The sequence below is a fragment of the Streptomyces sp. VNUA24 genome (assembly GCF_029167005.1).
GTDB classification, from domain to species: Bacteria; Actinomycetota; Actinomycetes; order Streptomycetales; family Streptomycetaceae; genus Streptomyces; species Streptomyces scabiei.
Genome location: NZ_CP119143.1, coordinates 5,749,813 through 5,764,389 on the forward strand (window position 1 = coordinate 5,749,813; position 14,577 = coordinate 5,764,389).

The window sequence follows — 14,577 nt, forward strand, 5'->3', positions numbered from 1 at the left end:
GAAACACTCCCCGTTTCGACGTACGTCCCCTGGCTGTGCGTCGCCCCCGGCAGCCCGTTGTTTCACGTGAAACACCGTTGGTCCTACGGCCGGTCGGCCGTACCGACGTTTCACGTGAAACACACCTGGATCCCCGCTGTCGCCCAGGGCAGGTCGAGCAGTTCCAGCTCCTGACCCGGGCGGGCGCCGCCGGGTGGTACGACGGCAAGGGCATCGGCGGTGGCGATTCCGCGGAGCATAGCGGGGCCGTTGTAGTGCAACGGCACGGCGTCGTCCCCGCGCAGACCGACGGGAACGAGCCGGGTGTCGTACGGATGCCCGTGCACCCCCTCGCGCAGCGGCACCGTGTACGGCTCCGGGGCCGGGCGGCCGGCGAGAGTCCGCAGCAGCGGCTCGGCGAGGGTGAACAGCCCCGAGACGGCGGCCAGCGGGTTTCCGGGCAGCCCGACGAGATGCTGGTCCTGCCGGGTGCGGGCCAGCAGCATGGGGTGCCCGGGGCGCACCTTCACGCCGTCGACGAGGAGTTCGGCCCCCACACGGCGCAGGATGGGGTGGACGTGGTCGACGGGCCCGGCGGCCGTGCCCCCCGTGGTGACGACGAGGTCGGCGGAGGATTTCTTCACGGCCCGGTGCAGGGCGTCGGCGTCGTCGCCCAGGCGGCGCACGGCGGTGACCTCGGCGCCGAGCGCCCGCAGCCAGGACGGCAGCATGGGGCCGAGGGCATCGCGGATGAGGCCCTCGCGCGGAAGCCCGTCGGTGAGCAGTTCGTCGCCCAGGACGAGCAGTTCGACGCGCGGGCGGGGGAGCACGCTCACCGTGTCGTACCCCGCGGCGGCCGCGAGCCCGAGCGCGGCCGGGGTGATCTGGGTGCCGAGGGGCAGCAGTTGGTCGCCGTGGCGGCACTCCTGGCCCCGGGGGCGGATGTCCTGCCCGTGGACGAGGTCCCGGGTCGGATGCAGCCGTCCCTTGTCGTCGGTGCGGCCGTGCTCGCTGCGCAGGACGGCGGTGGTGTCGGGTGGGATACGGGCGCCGGTGGCGATCCGGACCGCCTCGCCGTCCGTGAGCCGTCCGGGGTCGGCGTGCCCCGCGAGCACGCCCTCCTCCCGCACGGCCCAGGGTCCGGGGCCCGCCACCGCCCAGCCGTCCATGGCGGAGGTGTCGAAGGAGGGCAGGTCGGTGAGGGCGGTCAGGGGCGCGGCGAGCACGAGTCCGAGCGCCCGGTCGACGGGGACCGACACGGGGGCCCGGCGTCCGGCCGTGCGGGCGGCACGTTCGGCGACGGCCCGGGCCTCGGGCCAGGAGGTGGCCCGGTGGGCGGATTCACCCTTGGTCCGGTGCGCGTCGGACCGTCCCGGCCCGGGGGTGTCGCGGGAGGGGAGGGGCTCCTTCGGCCCCTGGACGGCCCTGTCGTTGGCCACGGCCAGCGCCTCCTCCACGTCGAACTCTTCGGCGTCCTGGGCGGTCATCCGGCGTCCGGTCCGGCGCCGGGTGAGTCCTCCTCGGCCCAGCGCAGGGCCAGGGCGGACGCCTTACGGGCGGCCTCGGTGACCGCCTCAGGGCCACCCCCGGCCCGGGCGGCGGCGTAGCCGATCAGGAAGGTGGTCAGCGGGGCGGCGGGCCGGGCCACGCTGTGGGCGGCGTCACGGGCGAGGTCGAGCAGCTCGGTGACGTCGACATCGAGGTCGATCCCCAGCTCGTCCTTGACTGCGGAAATCCATTCATCCAACACGTGGCCATGCTCCCTGATCCGTGCGCGGGCGGCGGCGATGTCGTCCCAGGTGTCGCAGTCGAAGGACGCGACCGGGTCGGTGATGCGGGTGAGGCGCAACGCGGCGGTCAGCCGCCGCAGGGGAAGCCCGGTGAGGCCGTCGTGCTCGGCGGCGAGCCGGGCCAGCTCCCGGCGCAGGGCCTCGGCCCGGTAGACGGCGACGAGGGGCTGGTCACGGCCGTCGGCGTCGGTGACCAGCACGCCGTCGGCGGAGCCCGCGCTGTCCGAGAGGGCGCGGAGCAGACGCCCCGCCGTTTCCTCCCCCAGGAACGGCAGGTCGGCGGAGAGCAGCAGGACCCGTGGCGCGGTGGTGTGCCGGAGCCCGGCGCCCAGCGCGGCGAGCGGGCCGCCGCCCGGGGGTTCCTCGCGGGCCCACCGCACGGGCCGCGCGGTGGGCCGGGGTTCGGCGACGACGACGGTCGTCCCGGCCCCGGCGCAGGCGGTCAGCACCCGGTCGAGCAGCGCCCGGCCCCCTACGCGCACGGCGGGCTTGTCGGCGCCGCCGAGCCGCCGGGCGGCGCCTCCGGCGAGCACGACGGCGTCGAACGGCTCGGTACCGGGGGCGCCCGGGGGCTCGTACGCGGTCACCCTCCGAGTATGCGGGCCCCGACGATCACAGGGAACGTGGGGGAGAGCGCGTGATCAGGGTCCGGCCGGGTCCGATGCGACGGGCGATCGGTCCCGGCCGGGTGGATCAGCTGCTCAGAGCGTGCGCAGCAGCATCGCCGGCTGTTCGACGCAGTCGGCCACGAAGCGCAGGAAGCCGCCCGCCGTGCCGCCGTCGCACACCCGGTGGTCGAAGGTGAGCGAGAGCTGCACGACCTGCCGTACCGCCAGCTCGCCCTCGTGCACCCACGGCTTGGGGACGATACGGCCGACGCCGAGCATGGCGGCCTCGGGGTGGTTGATGATCGGTGTGGAACCGTCGACACCGAACACGCCGTAGTTGTTCAGGGTGAAGGTCCCCCCGGTCAGTTGGCCGGGGGTCAGGGTCCCGGTCCGGGCCGCCTCGGTCAGCCCGGCGAACTCGGCGGTGAGCGATTCCGTGTTCCTGGTGTGCGCGTCCCGGACGACGGGCACGACCAGCCCTCGCTCGGTCTGCGCGGCGAACCCGAGGTGCACCCGGTCGAGCCGGACGACCTCCCGGGCCTCCATGTCGACCGTCGAGTTCAGCTCCGGGAAACGGGCCAGCGCGGCCGTGCAGATCCGGGCGAGCAGCGCGAGGACGGAGATCTTCGGACCGCCGGCCGCGTTCATCGCCGTACGGGCGCGCATCAGTTCCGTCGCGTCGGCGTCCACCCAGCAGGTGGCGTCGGGGATCTCGCGCCGGCTGCGGGAGAGCTTGTCGGCGACGGCGCCCCGGACGCCCCGCAGGGGGACGCGGGTGGCGGAGGGCGCCTCGGCGGGCGCGGGCGGCGCGACGACGGCACTCGGCTCCGGAGCGGGAGCGGTGGCGGGGGCCGTGGCGGCCCGCAGCGCGTGCTCCACGTCCGCCCGCAGGATCAGCCCCTCGGGGCCCGAGCCGTGCAAGGTCCGCAGGTCCAGACCGTTCTCGCGGGCGAGTCGGCGGACGAGCGGGGAGATCACCGGCACGGGTCCGTCCGGGCACGCGGGAGCGGCGACCGGAACGGGTGCCGTGTCGACGACGGTGCGCCGGGCCACCGGCTCGGCCGGCGAGGCGGACCGGACCGGTTCCCCGGGCCGCACCCGCCTGCGGCGCGCCGGCGGGGCACCGGTGCCGTAGCCGACCAGCACGTTGCCGGAGCCCTCACCGGCGGTGGCGTCCGCGGCGGGTGCCCCCACCGCCACCGTCAGCAGGGGCGCGCCGACGGGCAGTTCCGTGCCCTCCTCGCCGAAGCGGGCGGTGACGACACCGCCGTAGGGGCAGGGGACCTCGACCATGGCCTTGGCCGTCTCGACCTCGACGACCGGCTGGTCGATCGCGACGACGTCCCCGACCTGGACCAGCCAACGCACGATCTCGGCCTCGGTCAGCCCCTCCCCGAGGTCGGGCAGCTTGAACTCCAGCACCTGGGCCATCAGTTCCCCGCCTCCCACTGCAGACGGCCCACGGCGTCCAGGATCCGGTCGACACCGGGGAGGTGGTGCCGCTCCAGCATGGGCGGCGGGTACGGGATGTCGAACCCGGCGACGCGCAGCACGGGCGCCTCCAGGTGGTGGAAGCAGCGCTCGGTGACACGGGCCGCGATCTCGCCGCCCGGACCGCCGTAGGAGCCGGACTCGTGCACGACGACCGCGCGGCCGGTGCGGCGCACCGAGGCGGCGACCGTCTCGTCGTCGAAGGGGACCAGGGAGCGCAGGTCGACGACTTCGAGGTCCCAGCCCTCGGCCGTGGCCGCCTCGGCGGCCTCCAGACAGACGGGCACCGACGGGCCGTAGGTGATGAGGGTGGCACTGCGGCCGGCCCGGCGCACGACCGCGCGGCCGATCGGCTCGACGGCCGGCGGATCCTCGGGGTTCCAGGCGTCCTTCGACCAGTACAGGCGCTTGGGCTCCAGGAGGACGACCGGGTCGTCGGAGGCGATGGCGGCGCGCAGCAGGCCGTAGGCGTCGGCGACGGTGGCGGGGGTGACGACATGGAGACCCGGAGTCGCCATGTAGTACGCCTCGGAGGAGTCGCTGTGGTGTTCGACGCCGCCGATGCCGCCGCCGTAGGGGACACGGATGGTGATCGGCAGGGGCATCGCTCCGCGCGTGCGGTTGCGCATGCGGGCGACATGGCTGATGAGCTGCTCGAACGCCGGGTAGGCGAACGCGTCGAACTGCATCTCGACGACCGGTCGCAGGCCGTACATGGCCATGCCGACGGCGGTGCCGAGGATGCCCGCCTCGGCGAGCGGGGTGTCGGTGACCCGGTCCTCGCCGAACTCCTCGGCGAGCCCGTCGGTGACACGGAAGACACCGCCGAGAGCGCCGACGTCCTCGCCCATGACGTGCACGGTGGGGTCGGCGGTCATGGCGTCGCGCAGCGCGCGGTTGAGCGCCTGCGCCATGGTGGCGGGCTTGAGGGCGACGGTGGTCACGGCTGCGCCCCTTCGTTCTCCGCCGCCAGCTCGGCCCGGAGCAGGGCCTGCTGTTCGCGCAGTTGCGGGGTGGGCTCGGCGTAGACGTGGGCGAAGAGGTCCATGGGGTCGAGCACCGGGTCCTGGTTCATGCGGTCGCGCAGGTCGGCCGCCATCGCCTCGGCGGCGTCACGGGCGGCCCGGATGCCGTCCTCGTCGAGGAGGCCGCGCTCGGTCAGCTCGTGCTCCAGGAGCGCGATCGGGTCGTGCGCCCGCCAGGTCTCGACCTCGGCGTCGCCCCGGTAGCGGGTCGCGTCGTCGGCGTTGGTGTGGGCGTCGATGCGGTACGTCACCGCCTCGACCAGCGTGGGACCGCCGCCCGCGCGCGCGTGGGCCACCGCTTCGGCGAGCACCTGGTGCACGGCCGCCGCGTCGTTGCCGTCGACCAGGCGGCCCGGCATCCCGTAGCCGACGGCCTTGTGGGCCAGCGACGGGGCGGCGGTCTGCTTGGCGAGCGGGACGGAGATCGCGAAGCCGTTGTTCTGGACGAGGAAGACCACCGGCGCCTGCCAGACGGCGGCGAAGTTGAGCGCCTCGTGGAAGTCGCCCTCGCTGGTGCCGCCGTCGCCGACCAGGGCCAGCGCCACCACGTCGTCGCCCTTGAGGCGGGCGGCGTGCGCGAGGCCCACGGCGTGCGGGAGCTGGGTGGCGAGGGGGGTGCACAGCGGCGCGACCCGGTGCTCGTGCGGGTCGTAGCCGGTGTGCCAGTCGCCGCGCAGCAGGGTGAGCGCCTGCACGGGGTCGAGGCCGCGGGCGACGGCGGCGAGCGTGTCGCGGTAGCTGGGGAAGAGCCAGTCCCGCTCCTGAAGGACGAGCGCGGCGGCGACCTCGCACGCCTCCTGGCCGGTGCTGGAGGGGTAGACGGCGAGCCTGCCCTGCTTGGTCAGGGCGGTCGCCTGCGTGTTGTAGCGGCGGCCGCGCACCAGCTCGGCGTAGAGCCGGCGCAGCAGCGCGGGGTCGGCGTCGGCCGCCGCGTCCGTGCCGAGCACGCGGTGGGGCAGGGCGTCGGGCAGCAGCGGCGCGGGGTCCGTGCGGGGCTGCCAGGCGGGCGGCGGTGTCGGGCGGTACGCGCCCCGCTGCTCCATGACCGTCATACGGCACCTCCTCGTGGGAGTGGCTCAGGGACGCGGCACGGTTGTGACGCGTCTCACCTACCGATTGTTCGGTCGCTGACGCATTTTGGCTACATGCACCCACAGGCTGTGGACAAACGGTTCTGCACAGCCTGCAATGAACGCAGTCCGTCCATGGCAGGGAGGCAGGGGCACATGGCACCTGAACAAATGGCCGAGCCGCCGGAGCACGGCCCGGCCCTGCCGCCCCCTCGACCGCTGGACGCCATAGACCAGGACATCCTGCGCATGCTGCAGGCCGACGGCCGTGCCTCGATACGGTCCGTCGCCGAACGCGTCCACGTCTCCCGCGCCAACGCCTACGCCCGCATCAACCGCCTCATCGAGGACGGCGTGATCCGTGGCTTCGGGGCGCGCGTGAACCACGAGCGCGCCGGAAAGGGCACCTCGGCCTACATCACCCTCAAGATCGTGCAGAACTCCTGGCGCACCGTCCGCGACCAGCTGCGCCAGCTCTCGGGCGCCGCCCACATCGCCCTCGTCGGCGGCGACTACGACGTCCTGCTCCTGGTGCACACCTCGGACAACCGAGCCCTGCGCGAGGTCGTCCTCACCAAGCTCCAGGCCATCCCGGAGGTGCTCAGCACCCGGACCCTGCTGGTGTTCGAGGAGGAGGACGTGGAGCCGGAGGGGTGACCCGCCCCCGGCGCCCGGGGCTCCCGGCGGGCGCGTGGGGCCCGCCGACGGCGCGCGGCCTCCCCGCACGCGCTCACTCCGGGCGCGCGCTCACTCCGGGGCGCGCAACCCCGTGAAGACCAGGTGCGTCACCGCTTCGGACACTTCCCGCTCGCCCATGCCCCGCCCGTCCGGCCGGTACCACTCCACGATCGAGTTGATCATCCCGAACACCAGCCGGGTCGCGAGCCGCACCTCCACGTCGCGCCGCACGTCGCCCTCGGCGGCCGCGGCCTTCAGCAGGTCGGCGACCCGGTGGTCGAAGTCGCGGCGCCGCTCCAGCGCCCAGCGCTCGGTGCCGGTGTTGCCGCGCACCCGCAGCAGCAGGGTCACATAGGGCAGCTCGGCCATGAGCACCTCGACCATGCGCCGCACGACGTGCTCCAGGCGCTCCACCGCACGCCCCCCGCGCGCAGGCTCCTCGTCGAGGATGCCGAAGAGACCGTCCAGCGCCCGGCTCACGGCCCGGCGCAGCAGCTCCTCCTTGCCCGTGACGTGGTGGTATATCGACGATTTGGAGATACCGGCCGCCTTGGAGAGATGCTCCATGGAGGTCCCGTCGTAACCGCGTTCGTTGAAGACCCGGACCGCGACGGACAGCAGCGTCTCCGGGGTGTACGTGTCGCGCTTGGCGGTCGTCATGAGGAGGTGCCCTCCCGCTTGTCCGAGGCGTAGGCGTGGCGGTAGAGCGCCAGCGAGGGCGCGTAGCGCCCGGAGGGGTCGCGCAGGTGCAGGTCGTCCAGGAGGGCGTACGCCCAGTTCCGGCCCAGTCTGCGGCTCCACTCGAAGGGACCCAGCGGGTAGTTGACGCCCAGCCGCATCGCCGTGTCGATGTCCTCCTGGGTGGCCACGCCCTTGGCGACGGCGTCGTGCGCGAGGTCGATGATCCGCGCCACCGTGCGCGCGACGATCATGCCGGGGGCGTCCCCGATGACACTGACGTCCTTGCCGAGCGCCTGGAAGAGGCCCGTGGCCTCCGCGAGGGTCTGCGGCGAGGTGTCCTGGGAGGCGGACAGGGCGATCCGGGTGGCCCTGCGGTAGTCGAGCGCGAGGTCGAAGTAGACGACGTCCCGGAACTCCACGGAGGTCTGGCCGTCGGCGAGGGCCAGCTGGCCGCCGCTCGGCAGGACGAGCCGGGTGCCGTGGTCCTCCTCGTCCTCGCGGACGGAGATGCCCGCCTCCCGGATCAGCGTGAGCAGGTCCGCGGCGGGGCCGAGGTCGCCCTCGACGACCACGTACGCGGGCGCGGGGACCGGGTCCGCGGTGTGCGGCTCGGGAGGCTCGGCGTCCTCGCCGTGGTCGTACCAGCCCTGGCCCGTCTTGCGGCCCAGCCGGCCGGACTCGACGAGCCGGCGCTGGGCCAGCGAGGGCGTGAAGCGCACGTCCTGGAAGAAGGCCCGCCACACGGAGTGGGTGACCGACTCGTTGACGTCCTGCCCGATCAGGTCGGTCAGTTCGAAGGCGCCCATCCTGAACCCGCCGCACTCGCGCAGGATCGCGTCGATGGTGACGGGTTCGGCGGCCTGCGACTCGTACACCGCGAACGCTTCGGCGTAGAACGGCCGTGCGATGCGGTTGACGATGAATCCGGGGGTGTCGGCGCAGGCCACCGGCGTCTTGCCCCAGGCGCGGGCCGTCTCGTACGCGCGCGTGGCCGAGGTGACGTCGGTGGCGAAGCCGGAGACGACCTCCACGAGGGGCAGCAGCGGCGCGGGGTTGAAGAAGTGCAGGCCCACGAAACGGCCCGGGTTGCGCAGCGCGCCGCCGATGGCCGTGACGGACAGGGACGAGGTGTTGGTGGCGAGCAGGCAGTCCTCGCCGACGACGTCCTCCAAGGCGCGGAACAGTTCCTGCTTGACGTCCAGCCGCTCCAGGACGGCCTCGACGACCAGACCGCAGTCCGCGAGGTCGGCGAGCCGTTCGGCGGCGTGCAGCCGGGCACGCGCGGCGTCCCGGTCGGCGCCGCTCATGCGGTCCTTCGCGACGAGCCGGTCGAGCCGGGCGCCGATCGCCTCGGCGGCCTCCCGCGCCCGCCCGGGCGCTGTATCGAACAGCAGTACGGAGTGGCCCGCGGTCAGTGCGACCTGGGCGATGCCCTGGCCCATGGTGCCGGTCCCTACGACGGCCACGGGGCTGCCGGGGTCGAGTCCTGTCATGTGCGCGATCCTCCCGCACGGGGTTGTCCACAGATACGGCGGACCCCCTTGTCCCGACCGATCGTTCGGTTACTCTAACTCTGTCCGCCCACCCGACGCCCAGTACTCCGTGGGACAAGGCACTTCGCCCCATCCCCCGAAACACCCCCCGCACACCCCTCGAATCCATTCCTGCCCAGGTCAGAGCTCTGAGAAGAGTCCTCGACGTGAGGAGTTGGTCCAGCATGGCCGCCGAACCGTCCGCGCACGCCCTGATCGCCAAGCACCGGCCCGTCCTCGACCAGGCGCTGGAAGCGATCCGCACCCGCGCGTACTGGTCGCCCCACCCCGAGCATCCCAAGGCGTACGGCGAGAACGGCAGCCTGGGCATGGCCGAGGGCAAGGCGGCCTTCGACGCCCTCCTCGGCACCCGGCTCGACCTCGGCCAGCCCGGCACCGACGACTGGGTGGGCGGCGAGGTCTCCCCGTACGGCATCGAGCTGGGCGTCACCTATCCGCACGCCGACCTCGACACGCTGCTGCCGGCCATGAGGGCCGGGCAGCGCGCGTGGCGCGACGCGGGCGCCGAGGCGCGCGCGGCGGTGTGCCTGGAGATCCTGAAGCGGATCAGCGACCGCACCCACGAGTTCGCCCACGCCGTCATGCACACCAGCGGCCAGGCCTTCATGATGGCCTTCCAGGCGGGCGGGCCGCACGCCCAGGACCGGGGTCTGGAGGCGGTGGCGTACGCGTACGCGGAGCAGGTCCGCACCCCCGACACGGCCGAGTGGAGCAAGCCCCAGGGCAAGCGGGAGCCGCTCGCGCTCACCAAGAAGTTCAAGCCGGTGCCGCGCGGCACCGCCCTCGTCATCGGCTGCAACACCTTCCCGACCTGGAACGGCTACCCGGGCCTGTTCGCCTCCCTCGCCACCGGCAACGCCGTCCTGGTGAAGCCCCACCCGCGCGCGGTGCTGCCGCTCGCCCTCACCGTCCAGGCCGCCCGCGAGGTGCTCGCCGAGACGGGCTTCGACCCCAACCTGGTCGCGCTCGCCGCCGAGCGTCCCGGCGAGGGCATCGCCAAGGACCTGGCCACCCGCCCCGAGATCCGCATCATCGACTACACCGGCTCGACGTCCTTCGGCGACTGGCTGGAGGCCAACGCCCGCCAGGCGGAGGTCTACACGGAGAAAGCCGGCGTCAACACCGTGCTGGTCGACTCCACCGCCGACTACAAGGGCATGCTCTCCAACCTGGCCTTCTCCTTGTCCCTGTACAGCGGCCAGATGTGCACCACCCCGCAGAACCTGCTCATCCCGCGCGACGGCATCACCACCGACCAGGGCCCCAAGTCCTACGACGAGGTCGCGGCCGACCTCGCCCGGTCGGTCGGCGGTCTGCTGGGCGACGACGCGCGCGCGAACGCTCTGCTCGGCGCGATCGTGAACCCCGACGTCAAGGCCCGCCTCGAAGCGGCCGCCTCGCTCGGCGAGGTCGCGCTCCCCTCACGGGAGATCACCAACCCCGAGTTCCCGAACGCGGTCGTCCGGACTCCGGTGATCGTCAAGCTCGACGGCGCGCGGAAGTACTGGGAGGGCGCGGAGGACGAGGCCGCCTACCTCAGCGAGTGCTTCGGGCCGGTGTCGTTCGCCGTCGCCGTCGACTCGGCCGCGGAAGGGCTGGAGCTGCTGCGCCGGACCATCGGCGAGAAGGGGGCGATGACCGTCGGCGCGTACACGACCTCCGAGGAGGTGGCCCGGGCCGTCGAGGAGGTCTGCCTGGAGGAGTGCGCGCAGCTGTCGCTCAACCTCACGGGCGGGGTGTACGTGAACCAGACGGCGGCCTTCTCGGACTTCCACGGGTCCGGCGGCAACCCGGCGGCGAACGCGGCCCTGTGCGACGGAGCCTTCGTCGCCAACCGGTTCCGGGTGGTCGAGGTCCGCAGCGAGACGCTCCGCTAGCTCGATCTTCAACGTCCGGCCGGAGCGCGTACTCCTCAGAAGGAGCCCGCGCTCCAGTGGTACAGCGTCATCGCCACACTGGTCGCCAGGTTGTAGCTGGAGACCTGGGGGCGCATCGGGAGCGACAGCAGGTGGTCGGCACGGGCGCGCAGCCCGGCCGACAGGCCGCTGCGCTCGGAGCCGAACGCGAGGACGGCGTCGTCCGGGAGCTTCAGCCCCCGGATGTCGTCGCCCTCGGGGTCCAGCGCGAAGAGCGGGCCGGGAGGCAGGTCGGCCACCTCCAGACGCTCGACGGCGGTGGCGAAGTGCAGCCCCGCCCCGCCCCGCACGACCGTGGGGTGCCAGGGGTCCAGGGTGCCCGTGGTGACCACGCCGGTCGCCCCGAACCCGGCCGCCAGCCGGATCACCGCGCCCGCGTTGCCCAGGTTGCGCGGGTTGTCGAGGACGACGACGGGGGCGGCGCGCGGGGTGCGGGCGAGCGCCGCCAGATGGTCCGCGCGCGAGGGGCGTACGGCCAGCGCGGCGACGGCGGTGGGGTGCGGGCGCGCCACGAGCGCCCGGTACGTCTCCTCCGGGACCTCCTGAAGGAGGTCCGCGAGCCGGTCCCGTACGTCCGGGGCCAGCTCGTCGGCGAGGGCGAGGGCCGCCGCTCGGTCGGCGGTCACGGCCACCGACACCTCGGCGCCGAAGCGGACGGCGTGCTTGAGCGCGTGGAAACCGTCGAGCAGGACGGCGGTGTCGACGAGACGCCGCCAGACACGCAACGGGTCTCCTTCCGGCCGCCGGCCCGACGCGCCCGAAACGACCACCCCCGGACCGCAGTCTCCGGCCGAACCTGCCGACTCACCCGCGGGCCCTGCCACCGGACCACCTGCGGATGCCGACGCCGGACCGGATGCCGACGCCGGGCCGCCCGCGGGTCCTCCCGCCGGTCCGCTCGTGGATGCCGCCGCCGGACGGCCGAGGGCCTCGGCTACGGACCCGACGACAGGCCCCACCGTCGAACCGGCCGGGAAGCCGGCCGCCTCCACGCCCACGGATCCCGCCGCCGCACCAGCAGACCCCGCGGGTCCCGGCACCGAAGCGACAGGACGTCCCGGCACCTGAGCCTCCGTGGGCCCCACCGTCGGGACGCCCCCGGGTTCGCTCAGCGGATCGTTCATGCGGTGAAGCCTACGCGGGGCTGCTCGGCCCCCTCCCCCTCGTCGGGGGCGCCGGGGCGGCGCGGGCCGGGGATCTTGAGGGTGCGCCCCGGCAGGAGCCGGCGCACGACGCGGTCGCGCACGCGCCCCGCCAGCCCGCCCAGACGCTTCAGGAAGGGCGTGGGCAGGAAGACCGCGTCGGCGGCGATCATCGCGAGCGAGAAGAACGGCAGGCCGAGCACGACGGCGATCACGGCGTGCTCGGTCATCATGACCGCCAGCAGCACGTTCTTGACGCGCCGGTTGAAGAGCGTGAACGGGAAGGCGACCTGCACGATCACCGTCCCGTACGTCACCAGCATCACCATCGTGCCGCTCGACGACAGCAGGTCGGAGAGCGAGGCCCAGGGCGAGAAGTAGTCCAGGTGGAACGGGTAGTAGGCCGCCGTGCCGTCCTGCCACCGCCCGCCCTGGATCTTGTACCAGCCGGCCGCCGCGTAGATCAGACACGCCTCGGCCATGATCACGACGAGCGCGGCGTTGTGCGCGAGGTTGCCCACGATGTCGAGCAGCGCACGCGGCTTGGTGTCCGACTCGATGCGCCCGGCGGCCCACCACAGGGCCTGCACCGCCCACAACCCCCAGAAGAACGTCAGCCAGCCGCCCAGCAGACCGCCGGGCACCAGACCGCCGAAGGTCGCCAGCAGCAACCCGAACCCGAGCACGCACCACAGCGCGACACCGCCCCGGTCCTCCGGTGCCTCGCCGTCCAGCTCCAGGCGCTCACGCCCACGCCGGGCGCGCCGCGCGTCCAGCGACCAGACCTGGGCGCAGCGGACGAAGACGAGATAGATCGCCATGAGGTGGAGGACGTTGTCGCCGCCGTCGCCCATGAAGACGCTGCGGTTCTGCAGCGAGAGCACGCCGACCATGAAGAGCACGCTCATGGCACGGGTGTGCCAGCCGAGCAGCAGAAGGAGGCCGGACAGGAGGGCGACGGCGTAGACGATCTCGAACCACACCATGCTGTCGGACCACATCAGCACCGTGAACGCTTCGTTGCTCGCGGTCAGCTGCTGGGCCAGCTCCCAGCTCCAGGGCCCGTTCGGGCCGTAGAGCTCGCGCCGGTGCGGGAACTCGCGCAGCAGGAACAGCAGCCAGGTCGCGGAGAAGCCGATACGGATGATCGCGCTCTGGTACGGGCCCAGCGCGCGATCCGTGACACGGGTGATCCCGTTGCCTATCGGGGCGGTGAGCCGCACCAGAGGACTCCCCTGACGGACCGGGCCGGTGGTCGGACGCACGGAGCCGCTCATCCGGCGCTCGCCTCCGTCCGGCCGGTGGCGGCCCGGCCGGCGCCCCCCGCGTTCGCGGCGGCGTCCGCCCGGTCGTCGTCGGTCACCTGCCACCAGGGCAGCTCGCGGACGACTGGCTTGTCGGACACCTTTTCCTCGCTCCACTCGGGCGCCGGCACGTTGGTGGTACGGGACCGGAGCTGGATCCGCTCGATCACGGCGCCGGGCTCGCCGGCCCCCTCGCGGTCGAGGCGCATCACCACGATCCGGCGTACATAGCGCTGGGACAGATCGCCGCGCGAGGTGGTGGCGCGGTTCTCGGCGTCGTGCGTGGACACGTAGAAGTCCCAGGCCCGGCGCAGTTCGTTCTGCTGGGTGTGACTCGGCACCGGGTTCCCGTCGATCGCGGCGCCGTCCAGCGCGGACAGGTCGTACCAGCCGGTCTGACGCCGCTCACCGTCGGCGGTACGGACCTCCGCGCGCGCCTGCACGGCGATGTTCTGCTGCAGCGGGTTCGGCGCGAACAGCTTCCAGTTCTGCTCGAACTCCGGATACACCCACTCGTCCACCGCCCGACCGTGCTGCTTCGTCAACGTGTTCGAGGGCGCGATATGGAGGAACACCAGCCCGAGATGGACGCAGGTCACCACCCCCACGACCGCGAGCACCAGCGCCACGGCTATCTGGTACGGCAGGGTCAGCGCGGCGATACCGGCCGCCGGCCGCACCGGCCCTCCCGTCCGCTCGGAGCGCGGCCAGGGCGAGGACACCCCCGCGGGGTCCGGCGACGCGCCCGGCGAGGAGCCCGCCGCCGAGCCGTGCGCCGGGTCCTCGGTCAGGGGGGTCGCCAGGTCGGTCGTCGCGTCCGGCGACGCGGTCGAACCCGAAGAAGAGGCCCGCCCGGGGTCTGCGGTCACGGGCGGGGCAAGATCCGCGCTCTCGGGCACGACAGGGTCCGAGGTCAGGGCCGAGGTGTCATGCGCGGCCATGAGCGGCGTGTGGTCCGCCGTCGAGGCAGGGTCCGCGGCCGACGGTGGGGCAGGGTCCGCGGCCGACGGTGGGGCAGGGTCCGCGGCCGGCCGCGGGGCAGGCTCCGCGGCGCTGGACGGCTCAGGGTCCGGAGCCTCCCGCGTATCCCGCGGGACACGCGGCCCCTTGTCGCTCGCGGAGTCGGAGCCCTCGGGCTCGTCCGGCCCCCGCCGGGCGTTCGAGACCTCGTCGTTCGCGTCCATTGCGCCCCGCTCCCCGATTCCACGACCCGGTCCACTTCCCCACCGGAACTTACTCAGCCGCACCCGTCCGGCACACCCCGATGGTCACAACAGTCACATCGTCACACCGCTCGCACGGCACCCCGAGGTTATCCACAGCGGGGGACACCTTACGGC

12 protein-coding genes are annotated in these 14,577 nt (G+C 73.5%); 2 read left to right on the top strand and 10 right to left on the bottom strand.

The window, feature by feature from the left end:
• Window positions 1-110: 110 nt before the first annotated feature.
• From PYR72_RS24495 to pdhA, 5 genes are all read right to left on the bottom strand, one after another.
• Window positions 111-1,466, bottom strand: a complete 1,356-nt coding sequence (locus PYR72_RS24495) for a molybdopterin molybdotransferase MoeA (protein WP_275457324.1) — start codon at window positions 1,464-1,466, stop codon at window positions 111-113.
• Window positions 1,463-2,356 carry an NTP transferase domain-containing protein gene (locus tag PYR72_RS24500; RefSeq protein ID WP_275457325.1) on the bottom strand — a complete coding sequence of 298 codons (894 nt, stop codon included), beginning with the start codon at window positions 2,354-2,356 and terminating at the stop codon, window positions 1,463-1,465. The genes PYR72_RS24495 and PYR72_RS24500 overlap by 4 nt, the downstream gene beginning before the upstream one ends.
• Before the next feature lie 114 nt (window positions 2,357-2,470).
• Complete coding sequence (locus PYR72_RS24505; protein WP_275457326.1) at window positions 2,471-3,808, bottom strand: dihydrolipoamide acetyltransferase family protein; 1,338 nt, start codon at window positions 3,806-3,808, stop codon at window positions 2,471-2,473.
• Complete coding sequence (locus PYR72_RS24510) at window positions 3,808-4,812, bottom strand: alpha-ketoacid dehydrogenase subunit beta (protein WP_275457327.1); 1,005 nt, start codon at window positions 4,810-4,812, stop codon at window positions 3,808-3,810. The genes PYR72_RS24505 and PYR72_RS24510 overlap by 1 nt, the downstream gene beginning before the upstream one ends.
• Window positions 4,809-5,945, bottom strand: coding sequence for a pyruvate dehydrogenase (acetyl-transferring) E1 component subunit alpha (gene pdhA, locus PYR72_RS24515; protein ID WP_275457328.1), 1,137 nt, complete (start codon window positions 5,943-5,945; stop codon window positions 4,809-4,811). Before pdhA ends, PYR72_RS24510 begins: the two co-directional genes overlap by 4 nt.
• 189 nt (window positions 5,946-6,134) lie before the next feature.
• On the opposite strand from pdhA, the gene PYR72_RS24520 reads away from it, so the two are divergent.
• A complete protein-coding gene (locus PYR72_RS24520; protein ID WP_013002201.1) occupies window positions 6,135-6,620 on the top strand; it encodes an Lrp/AsnC family transcriptional regulator in 486 nt (161 codons plus the stop codon).
• A gap of 90 nt (window positions 6,621-6,710) precedes the next feature.
• On the opposite strand, the gene PYR72_RS24525 is transcribed toward PYR72_RS24520, so the two are convergent.
• Both PYR72_RS24525 and PYR72_RS24530 read right to left on the bottom strand, forming a co-directional pair.
• Window positions 6,711-7,301, bottom strand: a complete 591-nt coding sequence (locus PYR72_RS24525; protein ID WP_275457329.1) for a TetR/AcrR family transcriptional regulator — start codon at window positions 7,299-7,301, stop codon at window positions 6,711-6,713.
• The gene (locus PYR72_RS24530; RefSeq protein WP_275457330.1) at window positions 7,298-8,815 is read right to left on the bottom strand and encodes a 3-hydroxyacyl-CoA dehydrogenase; all 1,518 of its coding nucleotides are present in this window, start codon (window positions 8,813-8,815) and stop codon (window positions 7,298-7,300) included. The genes PYR72_RS24525 and PYR72_RS24530 overlap by 4 nt, the downstream gene beginning before the upstream one ends.
• Before the next feature lie 224 nt (window positions 8,816-9,039).
• Between PYR72_RS24530 and paaN the strand changes: the two genes are divergently transcribed.
• Window positions 9,040-10,752, top strand: a complete 1,713-nt coding sequence (paaN, locus tag PYR72_RS24535) for a phenylacetic acid degradation protein PaaN (protein ID WP_275457331.1) — start codon at window positions 9,040-9,042, stop codon at window positions 10,750-10,752.
• Between the two features lie 35 nt (window positions 10,753-10,787).
• On the opposite strand, the gene PYR72_RS24540 is transcribed toward paaN, so the two are convergent.
• The 3 genes from PYR72_RS24540 to PYR72_RS24550 all read right to left on the bottom strand — a co-directional run bounded on the left by PYR72_RS24540 (window position 10,788) and on the right by PYR72_RS24550 (window position 14,178).
• Window positions 10,788-11,516, bottom strand: a complete 729-nt coding sequence (locus tag PYR72_RS24540; RefSeq protein ID WP_275457332.1) for a TrmH family RNA methyltransferase — start codon at window positions 11,514-11,516, stop codon at window positions 10,788-10,790.
• 395 nt (window positions 11,517-11,911) lie between these two features.
• Complete coding sequence (locus PYR72_RS24545; protein ID WP_275460504.1) at window positions 11,912-13,156, bottom strand: HTTM domain-containing protein; 1,245 nt, start codon at window positions 13,154-13,156, stop codon at window positions 11,912-11,914.
• 50 nt (window positions 13,157-13,206) lie between these two features.
• A complete protein-coding gene (locus PYR72_RS24550) occupies window positions 13,207-14,178 on the bottom strand; it encodes a DUF5819 family protein (RefSeq protein WP_275457333.1) in 972 nt (323 codons plus the stop codon).
• Window positions 14,179-14,577: the final 399 nt, after the last annotated feature.

Coding starts and splice junctions, on each gene's coding strand:
- PYR72_RS24495 (WP_275457324.1), bottom strand. CDS start 1,466: ATGACCGCCCAGGACGCCGAAGAGTTCGACGTGGAGGAGGCGCTGGCC.
- PYR72_RS24550 (WP_275457333.1), bottom strand. CDS start 14,178: ATGGCCGCGCATGACACCTCGGCCCTGACCTCGGACCCTGTCGTGCCC.
- PYR72_RS24505 (WP_275457326.1), bottom strand. CDS start 3,808: ATGGCCCAGGTGCTGGAGTTCAAGCTGCCCGACCTCGGGGAGGGGCTG.
- PYR72_RS24520 (WP_013002201.1), top strand. CDS start 6,135: ATGGCCGAGCCGCCGGAGCACGGCCCGGCCCTGCCGCCCCCTCGACCG.
- PYR72_RS24530 (WP_275457330.1), bottom strand. CDS start 8,815: ATGACAGGACTCGACCCCGGCAGCCCCGTGGCCGTCGTAGGGACCGGC.
- paaN (WP_275457331.1), top strand. CDS start 9,040: ATGGCCGCCGAACCGTCCGCGCACGCCCTGATCGCCAAGCACCGGCCC.
- PYR72_RS24525 (WP_275457329.1), bottom strand. CDS start 7,301: ATGACGACCGCCAAGCGCGACACGTACACCCCGGAGACGCTGCTGTCC.
- pdhA (WP_275457328.1), bottom strand. CDS start 5,945: ATGACGGTCATGGAGCAGCGGGGCGCGTACCGCCCGACACCGCCGCCC.